Origin of the sequence: Flavobacterium sp. CAN_S2 (genome assembly GCF_015752255.1) — a bacterium.
In the GTDB taxonomy this organism is placed as follows: Bacteria; Bacteroidota; Bacteroidia; order Flavobacteriales; family Flavobacteriaceae; genus Flavobacterium.
Map to the genome: position 1 here is coordinate 742,838 of NZ_JADOVA010000001.1, position 12,777 is coordinate 755,614.

The 12,777-nt window shown below is 36.2% G+C and carries 13 protein-coding genes; 1 reads left to right on the forward strand and 12 read right to left on the reverse strand.

Annotated elements, in window-relative coordinates; genetic code table 11:
- Window positions 1-42: 42 nt before the first annotated feature.
- From IWX80_RS03375 to IWX80_RS03430, 12 genes are all read right to left on the reverse strand, one after another.
- Window positions 43-2,688 (reverse strand): multicopper oxidase domain-containing protein, encoded by a 2,646-nt coding sequence (locus IWX80_RS03375; RefSeq protein WP_334682211.1) that lies wholly within the window; start codon window positions 2,686-2,688, stop codon window positions 43-45.
- Window positions 2,689-2,696: 8 nt separating this feature from the next.
- On the reverse strand, window positions 2,697-5,231 hold the full coding sequence (locus IWX80_RS03380; protein ID WP_196852161.1) for a heavy metal translocating P-type ATPase: 2,535 nt from the start codon (window positions 5,229-5,231) through the stop codon (window positions 2,697-2,699).
- An 80-nt stretch (window positions 5,232-5,311) separates the two neighbouring features.
- A complete protein-coding gene (locus tag IWX80_RS03385; RefSeq protein WP_196852162.1) occupies window positions 5,312-5,872 on the reverse strand; it encodes an AraC family transcriptional regulator in 561 nt (186 codons plus the stop codon).
- 2 nt (window positions 5,873-5,874) lie between these two features.
- Window positions 5,875-6,606, reverse strand: a complete 732-nt coding sequence (locus tag IWX80_RS03390; protein ID WP_196852163.1) for a DUF3347 domain-containing protein — start codon at window positions 6,604-6,606, stop codon at window positions 5,875-5,877.
- Between the two features lie 75 nt (window positions 6,607-6,681).
- Window positions 6,682-7,491 carry a hypothetical protein gene (locus tag IWX80_RS03395; protein WP_196852164.1) on the reverse strand — a complete coding sequence of 270 codons (810 nt, stop codon included), beginning with the start codon at window positions 7,489-7,491 and terminating at the stop codon, window positions 6,682-6,684.
- On the reverse strand, window positions 7,491-8,021 hold the full coding sequence (locus IWX80_RS03400) for a heavy-metal-associated domain-containing protein (protein WP_196852165.1): 531 nt from the start codon (window positions 8,019-8,021) through the stop codon (window positions 7,491-7,493). Before IWX80_RS03400 ends, IWX80_RS03395 begins: the two co-directional genes overlap by 1 nt.
- Window positions 8,022-8,027: 6 nt before the next feature.
- Window positions 8,028-8,498: a TlpA family protein disulfide reductase gene (locus IWX80_RS03405; RefSeq protein ID WP_196852166.1), complete on the reverse strand. Its 471-nt coding sequence runs from the start codon at window positions 8,496-8,498 to the stop codon at window positions 8,028-8,030.
- 20 nt (window positions 8,499-8,518) lie between these two features.
- Complete coding sequence (locus tag IWX80_RS03410) at window positions 8,519-9,394, reverse strand: DUF3347 domain-containing protein (RefSeq protein ID WP_196852167.1); 876 nt, start codon at window positions 9,392-9,394, stop codon at window positions 8,519-8,521.
- Window positions 9,395-9,548: 154 nt separating this feature from the next.
- Window positions 9,549-9,920 carry a hypothetical protein gene (locus IWX80_RS03415; protein ID WP_196852168.1) on the reverse strand — a complete coding sequence of 124 codons (372 nt, stop codon included), beginning with the start codon at window positions 9,918-9,920 and terminating at the stop codon, window positions 9,549-9,551.
- Between the two features lie 86 nt (window positions 9,921-10,006).
- The gene (locus IWX80_RS03420; RefSeq protein ID WP_091165627.1) at window positions 10,007-10,351 is read right to left on the reverse strand and encodes a phage holin family protein; all 345 of its coding nucleotides are present in this window, start codon (window positions 10,349-10,351) and stop codon (window positions 10,007-10,009) included.
- Between the two features lie 53 nt (window positions 10,352-10,404).
- A complete protein-coding gene (locus tag IWX80_RS03425) occupies window positions 10,405-11,163 on the reverse strand; it encodes an alpha/beta fold hydrolase (RefSeq protein ID WP_196852169.1) in 759 nt (252 codons plus the stop codon).
- A 105-nt stretch (window positions 11,164-11,268) separates the two neighbouring features.
- Entirely contained in the window at window positions 11,269-11,982 is a 714-nt protein-coding gene (locus IWX80_RS03430) for a pyridoxine 5'-phosphate synthase (protein ID WP_196852170.1), read from the reverse strand.
- Window positions 11,983-12,095: 113 nt separating this feature from the next.
- Here IWX80_RS03430 and IWX80_RS03435 point away from each other — a divergent pair, with 113 nt between their 5' ends.
- A complete protein-coding gene (locus IWX80_RS03435) occupies window positions 12,096-12,755 on the forward strand; it encodes a CBS domain-containing protein (RefSeq protein WP_196852171.1) in 660 nt (219 codons plus the stop codon).
- Window positions 12,756-12,777 lie beyond the last annotated feature (22 nt).

The following is a 12,777-nucleotide window of genomic DNA, read 5'->3' on the forward strand; positions in this document are numbered from 1 at the left end:
ACTATATTTTTCTCAAAATTACAAAAACAAAGTATTCCGTTTTTAATAATTCAAACTCAATCCAAAACCCATTCCCATATCACTGTCGTAATGCGTAGTTATTCCGAAATTTCTCTTAACAATATACCGCAATCCCGCCATATATTCGTTATCCGTATTCCACATTAAATTCATGCGCAATCTTTTGGAAACCGGAATATCCATGCGTTCAAATTGCAATCTGAAATTTCCATCGGTATAGACTTCGGCTTGTGCTTTGATGAGCATTGGCAACGTATATTCGACTCCGGCACTGAAGACAGCACGATTGTCTTTGGTATTGGTTTGACCAAAAAGATTCTCTTCCATTTCTCCCATTTCCATTTTTCGATACCTCCAGTCAAAACCAATGAACGGCATCATCCATTGCATTTTACCGATGTAACGTCCAATGTGTGTTTCGGTTTCATATCCGTGATGTTTGGTGTAACCCAAACGCCATTCGGTCCCAATACTCCATCGTGTGTTTTGAATCATCAACATTCCGTCATTTCCGTTCGTGGCAAAATCATTTTCGGCCATCACATGAAAAGCTCTGTCATCAGCAAATAATTTGCGTTGCGCTAATTTTGGATTTGGAATCAAAGGATTTGGCTCTTGATTTTCATAACTAAAAACCCTGCCCATTCCCGCCATCATGTGATAGAGAATGTGACAATGAAAAAACCAATCCCCTTTAACATTTGCATTAAATTCAATCGTATCAGTTTCCATCGGCATAATGTCAATGATATTTTTCAGCGGAGCGTATTCTTCTTTTCCGTTCAACACTCTAAAATCGTGTCCGTGCAAGTGCATCGGGTGGCGCATCATCGAACCGTTGAAGAGTACAATTTTGACGTTCTCCCCTTTTTTAATTAGAATTTTATCAGCTTCCGAAACAACTTTATTGTCCAGACTCCAAACATAGCGATTCATATTTCCTGATAATTCAAATCGCAATTCTTTCACTTGTGCGTCTTTTGGAAGCGTAGTTTTAGTGGGTGATTTCAGCATCGCATAGTTCAAAGTTGTTATATCTGACAGAGCGTTGCTGTTATAATCGTCCTCCGTCATTTTCATACCTTCTTTTTTTGCAGAAGAATCATCCATTTTCATTTTCCCCATGTCGTGCGAAGAATGATCCATTTCGCCTTCTTTTTGAGTTCCTCCTTTGACAGTTGCGGGACCTGTAATTTCAGGATACATCACCACATTCATGTCCATTTGATTTAGTGACATTTGCATGCCCATATCGTCTAAATCACCGTTCATTTTCATCATGCTGTTCATCATTTTCATCCCTTCAAAATACTTTAATTTAGGCAAAGGTGAAATCAATTGTTTAATGCCGTCGCCTAAATACAACGAAGCAGATTTTGTTCGATCCTCAGAAGTAACTAAAAATTCAAATGCCGTTTTTTCTGCAGGAATCGTTACAACAACATCATAAGTTTCAGAAACAGCTACTATTAATCGGTCAACTTCAACAGGTTCCACATCATTTCCGTCATTAGCCACAACGGTGATTTTTCCTCCGGCATAATTCAGCCAAAAATAGGTTGATGCGCCACCGTTGGAAATCCGCAATCGGACTTTATCGCCCGCTTTGAACTGCGAAAGTTGGCTTTCATTTTTCCCGTTGATCAGGAATTTATTGTAATACACGTCACTTACGTCCATGGCGTTCATTCGTTTCCATTCGTTCGCGACTTTGGTTTTAAAATGTCCTGCTTTTATAGCCTCAGAATAGCTTTGCGTAGTTCCTTTTTGAATCGCAAACCAGTCTGTGGCATTGTGCAGCATCCGATGTACATTTTCCGGTTTCAAATCGGTCCATTCACTCAGAATAATTGGAACGGTTGGCAAATCATCAATTCCTGCTCTAAAAGTGGGGTCTTCGTTTCTTTTATTCATGACAAAGGAACCGTACATCCCAATTTGCTCCTGCAAACCCGTATGACTGTGGTACCAATGCGTTCCATGCTGAATAATTGGAAACGTATATTTATGTGTGGTGTGCGGTTTAATTGGCATTTGAGTCAAATTAGGCACACCGTCTTCTTTATTAGGCAAAAACAATCCGTGCCAATGCAGCGAAGTATCTTCATTTAATTCATTATGCACATAAATCTCGGCAATATCGCCTTCGGTAAAGGTGAGTGTTGGCATCGGAATTTGTCCGTTTACAGCAATCGCTCTTTTTGGCTTATCGCCAAAAGTGACAATTGTATCCCGAACATACAAATCATATCGAACGGTTCTCGGAGGGACATTTTCAACAATCTTTTTTATCGGCGCTTCTATAACTTTAGCAGTTTCTGCAGGAGCAGTTGTATGATTTTGATGCAAATTATCACTTGCTGCTTTAGTCTCAATAATCTTAGCTTTTACAGGCACTGCTTTTTTTACAACTGCTTTTGATGATTGCTGTTTTGGAACAGATTTTTTTACCGGTTTTGCTTTTTCCTTAATCAAATCCATGCCACATTTGGGACATTTTCCCGGTTTAGTAGCATGAATTTCAGGATGCATTGGGCATGTATAAGTTTTAGGCTGTACCTGAAAAATTTCTATTTTTTTTGAAATACTCTTTTTATTTAAATTTTCTGCTTTTGCAAAAGGTGAAATAAGAGTCAGGAATACGATTAATAATATGGTACTTTTCATGTTTTTATTTAAAATTTTAAATTTCGCAATCGCAACGCATTTGCAATTACAGAAACGGAACTGAAACTCATCGCCAAAGCCGCTATCATTGGCGAAAGCAAAATTCCAAAAAATGGATACAAAACTCCCGCAGCAATTGGAATTCCTAACACATTATAGAAAAAGGCAAAGAATAAATTTTGTTTAATATTTCGCATCACCGCATGACTTAAGTTTTTAGCTTTCACTATTCCTTGTAAATCGCCTTTCACCAACGTTATTTTGGCACTTTCTATCGCAACATCCGTTCCGGTTCCCATAGCAATTCCTATGTCGGCTTGCGCCAAAGCTGGAGCATCGTTTATTCCATCGCCTGCCATCGCTACAATTTTCCCTTCGGATTGCAATCGCTTAATTTCCTTGAGCTTGTCTTCGGGCAAACAACCCGCTTTATAAGAACTTAAATGTAATTCCTGAGCGACTGCTTTTGCCGTATTTTCATTATCGCCTGTTAGCATGATGACCTCAACGCCTTGACGAATTAATTCTTTGATTGCTTCGACACTTGTTGGTTTTATGGCGTCAGTGATTGACACAAATCCAACAGCAATTCCGTCCACTGAAATATAAGAAACTGTTTTTCCTAGTTTTTGTTCAGCTATAATTTGATTTTCTAATTCTTCAGAAACCGTAGCTTGCACTTGTTCCATTAATTTTTTATTTCCCAGCGCCACTTTTTTGTTGGTTACCGTTCCAATAACTCCTTTACCGGAAATGGCCTCAAAATCTTTGACTTCGATTAATGAAACGTTTTTCGCTTTCGCAAAATGGACTACGGCTTGCGCCAAAGGATGTTCGCTGTACTGATTTAACGAAGCAATACTTTGCAATAAAGAATCTTCGTCATTATTAATAGCGAAGACTTTCTCTACAGAAGGTTTTCCTTCGGTAATGGTTCCTGTTTTATCAGTAATCAGAACATCTACTTTGTTCATATTTTCCAATGCTTCCGCATTTTTTATCAAAATTCCCGATTGCGCTCCTTTTCCAACACCAACCATTACTGACATGGGCGTGGCCAATCCCAAAGCGCAAGGACAGGCAATTATCAATACGGCAATAGCATTAATAAATCCATAAACCAGTGCGGGTTCCGGTCCGAATTTTGCCCAAACAAAAAATGTAACTACAGAAACAATTACCACTATTGGTACAAAATATTTAGCGATTCTATCCGCTAATTTTTGGATTGGTGCTCTGGAACGACTGGCGTCATTTACCATTTGCACAATTTGTGAAAGCAAAGTTTCCGAACCTACTTTCTCGGCAATCATCACAAAGGATTTATTTCCGTTTATGGTTCCCGCAATAACGGAATCATCTATTTTTTTATCAACGGGAATAGGTTCTCCTGAAATCATCGATTCATCAATAGTACTTTCTCCATCGGTGATTTTTCCATCTACCGGAATTTTATCTCCGGGTTTTACGCGCAATAAATCTCCTTTTTTGATATCATGAATGGAGATTACTTTATCAGCTCCTTCGATAATCAAAGTGGCTTCCGTTGGTGCTAATTTCAAAAGCTCTTTTATCGCGCCACTAGTTCGACTATGTGCTCTGGCTTCTAACAATTGCCCTAATAAAACCAATGTCAATATCACAGTTGTCGCTTCAAAATAAAGATGAACTGCTCCGTTATGCGTTTTAAACTCATCCGGGAAAATAGTTGGGAAAAATAATCCAACCAAACTAAACAGAAAAGCTACTCCGGAACCTATTCCGATAAGGGTAAACATATTGAGATTCCAGGTAACAATGGATTTCCATGCACGCTCAAAAAACATCCAACACGCATAAAAAACGACAGGAAGCGACAAAATTAGTTGCACCCAATTCCACTTTTCCGCATCCATAATTCTCATTAATGGATTATTCGGAATCATATCTGACATAGCAATAATAAAAATAGGAACTGTAAAAACTACAGCAATTTTCATTTTACGCACCAATTCATTGTACGTCTTATTTTCTTCAGAATCGGTGGGTTCCATTGGCACTAAATCCATTCCGCAAATGGGACAAGAACCAGGACCTTCTTGGATAACTTCAGGATGCATGGGACAAGTGTACATTGTCTTACTATTTGCTATCGCTACTTCTTTAACCAAATCCATTCCGCAAACGGGACAATCTCCTGGTTTATCATAAACTTTTTCTCCTTCGCAATGCATCGGACAATAGTATTTCCCTTTTGCATTAGGAGGCAAAGTTACTGTTGATTTCTCTTGTGGTTTATTCGAACTGCAACATGATTTCTCGATTGGTTTCTCAGCCATTCCGTGAGAATCAGTCATATTATTTATGGTAATTGTATAGTTTCCGGCGGCAGATAAAGCTTCTTGTAATTGAGTAGTTGGGATGTGTTTATCCATTGTTATTGTCGCTAAAGGCGGAACTAAAGTAACAACAGCTTGAATCCCATCAATAGCATTTAATGTTTTTTCGACTTTGGAACGACAACCGTCGCAGGACATTCCGATGATTGTATAGGTATGTTTCATAATACTCAAATTTTGATACCACAAATCTCCGACTATACCGTCATTCCCTTATTACACAATTTTGGAAAAGGTTTGCGTGATTACAAATCATCGATTTGCTTTCTCGTTTTTACTTTCAATTGTTTAAAATAAGTAGGCGTAAATCCAGTAGTTTTTTTGAACTGATTGCTCAAATGTGCCACATTGCTATACTGAAGTTGAATGGCGATTTCGCTCAAAGTCAACTCATCATACGTCAATAATTCCTTGACTCTTTCTATTTTTTGAGCAATAAAGTAACGCTCAATTGTAATTCCTTCTATTTCCGAAAATAAATTGCTCAAAGCACTATAATCCTGTGCCAAATCATTTGCTAAATAATCCGATAAATTGCTGTTTAGCACATTATTTTTGTTGTAAACCAAATCAATTAGCACTGTTTTTATTCTTTCGATGGTTATGTTTTTTTTATCATCGATTAAATCAAAACCCAAAGAACGTAAGCTTTTGAGCAAATCCCTTTTTTGAGTTTCGGTACATTCCGTTTCTAATTCGACTTCACCAAGCGTAATTGAAATGGCATAAAGTCCGAGTTTTTCTAGCTCAGACTTCACTGCCATTACGCATCGGTCACACACCATGTTTTTGATGTAGAGTTTCATGATTATTTAACAGTTCCAATTCTTCTGCCACAATTCAGCATCTCCGAACCAAAATACGGATTGATCACATCTTTAGTTTCGCTGATCCAGTAACCGGTTTTTCCTTCTCCGTACATTGGACAATAATCCTGATAAACTGTTTGTTTTGTTCCAAAGGTTTTAATTAAACCGAAAACATCTTGGCTCAATAACGAAAAATATTCTCTTTGGTGGTCCATTTTACCGGCATTATCGCCAATATGTTTGACATGCGCTTTGGCATCAGCCACAAAAGCATTGTACTTATTTTTTGATTTGGTATCTACAGAAGTTGTACTCGAACTATTCAAAGTAATTAACAAATTTCTTGCGGCAACGGCAGCTCCATTTGAATCATCTTTCGTTAACGCATTTTTGATGTTGAGGTAATTCGAAACTATTGCATCAGTTGGGAAAGCCGTTTTGCTCACATTTCCAGTTGCAGTTATGGCACTGGATTCTTCGTTAGCAACAGCAACAGGAGTTGCTTCATTATAAGCAGCGGTTGTTTGCGCCACTTTGTCGGTTAATTCCATTCCGCATTCTGGGCATTCACTTCCCGCTGTGCCAGTAACTTCAGGATGCATCGGACAAGCATATAATTCAGCCGATTTTTCTGTTTTATCAGAACTGGCAGCGGTTTCATCTTTACTTTTTTGGTTACAAGAAACCGTAAGGAAAGCCGTTATAAGAGACAAAAGCATTATTTTTTTCATGGTGTTATTTTTTATTATTATTGATTGACCTCTACTTAATCAGTTATTCAGTACTATCAAGTTAAGCCGTACAATTTATTTTATGATATTAAAAAAGTTATATTCTAAGTTCAGATAAAATCCATTTGGTGCAGACCGGAACATAGAACTATATAATTCGTGCCTGTATGCAACATCAATTCGTGCCTGACTATTAATTATAAATTGAATGGAAGGAACAATATCCAAATACGATTTTCCATTTTCGTTTAATGTTTGTCCAACAAACTCAACCATTGTATTGATATTTGTTTGCTTAAAATTAGTGTATTTTTTTGGATACATCAGTCTTCCAAACGACAATGTATAATTAGTGGCGTTATCACTTTGCGCTGCGGGAAATTTGTAATCCGGCTTATTATCGAATGCTTTTTCAAAACTGACAGAAGCACTAATGGCTACCTTTTTTATAAGCTGCGTCGCAACAATTCCAGTTTCAAAACCAGTATTTTGTCCCATAATTTCTAACTGTTCCTGATGAATATCGGCATTATTGAAACTGTATCTTCCAAATGCTGCCATCCTAAAATGACTGTGTAAATCATCCGTGGAAAGGAAACGATATTTTGTATAAAAACTGGCGCCTTCAGTTACCAATTGATTACTTCTATTGCTGACAAACATGGATGTTCTCACCATCAAATTTTTATTGATTCCCAAAGTAACTTCGGGCATGACATGGTAATTAAATCGTGATTGCATTTGCTCCTTAAAAATGGATTGTCCAAAACGAATTCCCAGTGAGCCCGCAGGAACATTACTTGCCGGATCAGTAACTACAAAAAGTTCCTGAGCCGATATTCCCTGAATAAAAAAAAGTGTAAATACAATTATAAATTTCCTCATTACATTACAGCTTTAATATGGTAATCATCTTCATTATCTAATGGATATGAAGCAGTTTTTGAAAACGTTTTAAGCAGTTTTTTATGTTCTTTTTGGGTAACATATCCTTTGTCATAAATTTTCAATTTTGTTTCCCCATTACTATTTTTAAGTTCTTCATTCAATAAAACGAAAGTCGAACCATTTACTAAAATAGTTTTATTCCCATCGACTTTTAAGTTTTCTGAAGGCATTGTAATTACTAATGAACCGATGAAAAAACCTGCTTTTTCAACGCCTTCTTTCAATACTCTTGGCATTATTTTACTGTCTTTTTTAAAATAAACCGTGAAGGTATTCGTATTCAAATCAGTACTCACGCTGTCCACACCAACGGTTGCTTTCAATTGTTTGTTTATCGCATTAGAACACATCGAACACGTTAAACCTGTCGCCATTATCTCAGCTTTTGAGATTTGAGAATAGGATTGTACACTTGTCATTAAAACCAAACAAGCGATACCTATGAATTTTAGATTTAGATTTTTCATTTTGCTTTAATTTTTTATTTGCATTAAAATTTGCTCTTCTGTAGGATTGATAGCAACCAGTTTTCCTGATGCATCAAAAAGATAAGCACTTGGCAACTGCTCTACGCCAAAAAGTAGCGCTGCTTTAGCATCAAACCCTTTTGGATCAATCAATTGCTCATATTCTAATTTATCTTTTTGAATAGCATTCATCCATTTGGTTTTATCAGTATCCAGCGATATACCAACAATTTCGAAGTTGTCATTTTTATATTGATTGTAAAAAGGAACCAACTTTTTATTGGCTATTCTACATGGCGCGCACCAAGAAGCCCAAAAATCAATTAAGACCGTTTTTCCTTTTAGCGAAGCCAAATTTATTGTTGACTCTTTATTATTTTTAAGTTCAAAATCAAGCAAACTTTCTCCAATTTTCACTTGCGCAGTCGCAGTTGAAATACTGATTATTAAACTGAATAGCAGCATTATTTTTTTCATTTTATACTCCTTTTAAATGCTTATTGAATTGTCTCGACCGTTTTTCCGCAAGTCATCATTTGGGAACCATAATAAGGATTTTTAACCGCATTTTCTTTGCTTAACCAGTTTGCACCTTTACCGTCATTTGCCATTGGGCAAAACTGAAGATAAACCGGAGTTTCATATTTAGCCACTTTTATCAATTCATACATCGATTTTGAAAGTGGAATGAAAATTTCTCTTTGACGTTTGATGTCTTGAGTCTCCGAAATGTTCTTGGCACCAGCCATTAAACCTTTCATTTCTTTCATCCAAATCATGTGAACATCCATCGCAAGCTCGTCCATTTTTACTGCATTTAATGCTGTAAGAATGTCTTTAGCTACAGTAGCAGCAGCTTTTCCGTCAGTTTTCACCAAAGCATCTTTCAGAAGAAAATAGGTGTCAAAAACAACTTTTAGTTTAGTATCCACTTGCTGTTTTGCAGCAGAGGCATCAGAATGATTGGCGTGATTTGCATGACTTTCTGTTGTGGCAGTTTCAGATTTCATCTCTGTTGAAACAGCTACTTTAGCTTCTCTTTCATATTGACAACATCCATGTAATGCGTCATAAGTAGCATCCGGAGCAAGAAATTTATCGCTGTCGTAACCTGCTAAAGCAATGCGTTTCAAAATTTCGTCTTGGCTCGTTTTAGTAGAATCATAGGTAAGTGTCGCCATTTTAGTGTCTTTATTCCACTCGACTTTTGCTACTTTTTTCAGGTTTCCGGCAGTTTCTATCTTGCTTTTACACATATCACAGTTTCCATATATTTTAACAGTTTCTGTCTTGCTATTTTTAATTTGCGCGCTTGCAATTGTAACTGAAAGCAATAGGATTATTGCCATCAATATTTTTTTTATTGAGTTCATTGTATGAATAATTTTGAGGTGAATCAGTCGCAAAAAACATTGAAAAAAATAGCACATTTAGCTACATTTCAAATTCTATCCGACTAAAATTTAATGATTGTTAAAGCATAATTTGCTTTGAAAAAGACAGTTTTCAGGCTGTCATAGAAGGGATTTAGCTTATTTTAGGTGGAAGCCAAATAGAACGAAAATGTGAAGAAATAAACATTTCCGAATAATAATAATTTTGTTTTTCAGTAGAAAAACTAAAAACTTGCTTGTTTAATTCGGTATAAAACACCGAAGTTAAACCTAATTGAAATGCTGAACTGCTACAAGAAATATTCTTGCAAGCACCGTTACAGCCTTCATGTGAACTTTCATTTGATTTCTTTTCTTTCTTGCAACAGTCTTTCTGCTCCTTTTTTGAAGAAGATTCTTTTTTGCAACACGACTTGTCTGCTTTTGTTCCACATGCAAAAGCTACGCTTGGTGTCATAAAGAAACCAAGCATAACCAATAACAATATGTAAAACTTTTTAGACATAATATTCTATAAATAAAGTACAAAGGTATAAATTGAACACAATTAAAACCGGAATTCAATCATAAATACGTGTTAAAAACAACGTTTTATTTTCCTTCGCCTAATATTCCATTCATAATAGACTGCAAAACTGACAATATAATACTAAAGAATAAGGCCGTCCAAAACGTGTCAACGCTAAATCCGCCCACAATTTTGGTACACAACAAAATCATTAACGCATTAATAACCAGTAAAAACAATCCTAATGTAATAATAGTAACCGGCAAAGTTAGTATTACCAATATTGGTTTGATAAATATATTAAGCAACCCTAGAACAATGGCTACAATTAATGCTGTAGTAAATCCAGCCACATGAACTCCCGGCATAAAGTTCGCAATAAGCAACACCAAGCCCGAAGTAATAAGAATTTTGATTAGTAAATTCATAATTTTATATTTTAAGATTTAATAAATGTAGTAAAAATTTAAATCTGATTAATTTATTTTAAAAAGGAAATAACTTTTTGATAGAAATCGGCTGGGTTTTCGGCATGAAGCCAATGTCCTGCATTCGGGATTGTTTCAATGCTTGAATCCGGAAAATGCTGCTTTATGTTTTCGAAATCGCTGTCTAAAATATACCTTGAATTTCCACCACGAATAAACAACGTTGGTTTTTCGAAAATGGAATTCTCAGGTAAGGGAATTCCTATTTCATCCATTTTTGTATTAAAAACTGCCAAATTGAATCGGAAGGCGAGTTGTCCGGGCTCTTGCCAAAATAAATTTTTCAGCAGGAATTGTCTGGTTCCAAAATCAGGAACAAACTGCTCCATAATTTCTTCGACATCACTTCGGCTTGGTTTTTTTGAAAAATCGACGGCGTTCAATCCCGCCAAAATATCCTGATGGTGTTGCGGATAAAATTTTGGACCAATATCAGCTACAATTAATTTACTCACTAATTCCGGATGTGTCGTTGCCAAAAGCATGGCCACTTTCCCGCCCATCGAGTGTCCTATTATATTGATGTTTTCTAAATTATGAGCCTGGCAGTACTCGTAAACATCCTGCACCATGATTTCATAACTAAATTCTTCTGAATGTAAGCTTCGTCCGTGGTTGCGTAAATCGAGAACGTGAACCTGAAAATCAGTCGCAAATTGCGTTCCGAGTGTTTTCCAATTATCTGACATTCCCAGAAATCCGTGAAGAATTAAAAGTGGTTTCCCTGAGCCTTCTATTTTTGAAAAAAGCATATAATTTTAGATTTTAACGTTATAATTTAAATTACAAACCATTAAGAAATTAAGATAGATTAAGTGTAAAGCTTACTAACCTTAATTTCTTAATGGTTAAAAAAACTATTTCAATTTTTGCAAATACATATTTACCACATTATCCAATCCAAGATAGATAGCTTCGGAAATTAAAGCATGACCAATAGAAACTTCCAATAATCCCGGAATGTTTTGTTTGAAAAACTGAATGTTATCCAAACTCAAATCATGACCTGCATTGATTCCTAATCCAAGTTCATTAGCCAAAATTGCCGATTCAGTGTACGGCAAAATTCCCTTTTGATTTCCTAAACTGTATTGATGAGCAAATGCTTCGGTATACAATTCGATTCTTTCGGTTCCAATTTTCTTTGCACCTTCAATCATTTCCAGAACTGGATCTACAAAAATGGAAGTTCTGATTCCGTTGCGTTGAAATTCCTGAACGATTTCAGTTAAATAAGACGCGTGTTTTATAGTATCCCAACCCGCATTAGAGGTTATGGCATCAATCGCATCTGGTACTAGAGTCACTTGTGTTGGTTTTATTTCCAGAACAAGATCGATAAACGTTTTCTCTGGATTTCCTTCAATATTATATTCGGTGTAAACCACAGCCTTTAAATCGCGGGCATCTTGATAGCGAATGTGGCGCTCGTCCGGACGCGGATGTATGGTTATTCCTTCGGCTCCAAACTTTTGAATGTCGGCAGCCACTTTTAATAAATCTGGAACATTACCGCCACGAGCGTTTCGCAAAGTAGCTATTTTATTGATGTTTACACTTAATTTTGTCATTAGAACACTTTTTGATTTTGATACTTGTATTTGTCAGGACAAAAATACAAAGTAAAACTTAGGAGATTTTGCTTATTTTTGATTATTTTGCATGAAATATTGCCGATTGATTTATGACAGAAATTACAGAATATATTACCAATGATTTTAAAGCGATTGACAGCCATGATTCTATTTCGGCCGTTCAAGACTTTTTTAGCGACTTACACTTTTCCCATTTTCCAATTGTAGAAGAGGGAGTTTACATTGGCAGTATTGCATCGGAAGATATTGAAACCTTTGACAGTGACAAGGAAGTAGCCGATTACCGCTTTACGCTCGAGGGATTTTTTGCCAGAACAAATACGATTTGGCTAGATGTTTTAGAAGTTTTCGCAAAAAACCATACAAATTTAGTTCCTGTTTTGGACGAAAACAATGCTTACGTAGGCTATTATGAAATAGAAGATATCATGAAGTTTTTTCATGAAACACCCTTTTTAAAAGAACCAGGCGGAATCATTGTTGTCAGAAAACCAATTTTAGATTATTCTATGAGTCAGATTACTCAAATTGTCGAAAGCAATAACGGCAAGCTATTGGGGTTGTTCATTTCGGAGGCCGATGTGGATAGTGTGGAAGTAACCATGAAAATAACATTGGGAGCAATGAACGAAATAATCCAGACTTTTAGAAGGTACAGTTATGAAATCATTTCAGAACATCAAGAAGACAATTATATTAATAACTTAAAGGAAAGGTCTGATTATTTAGACAAATACCTGAACATATAACCGCTTATTCGGAGATTTGATG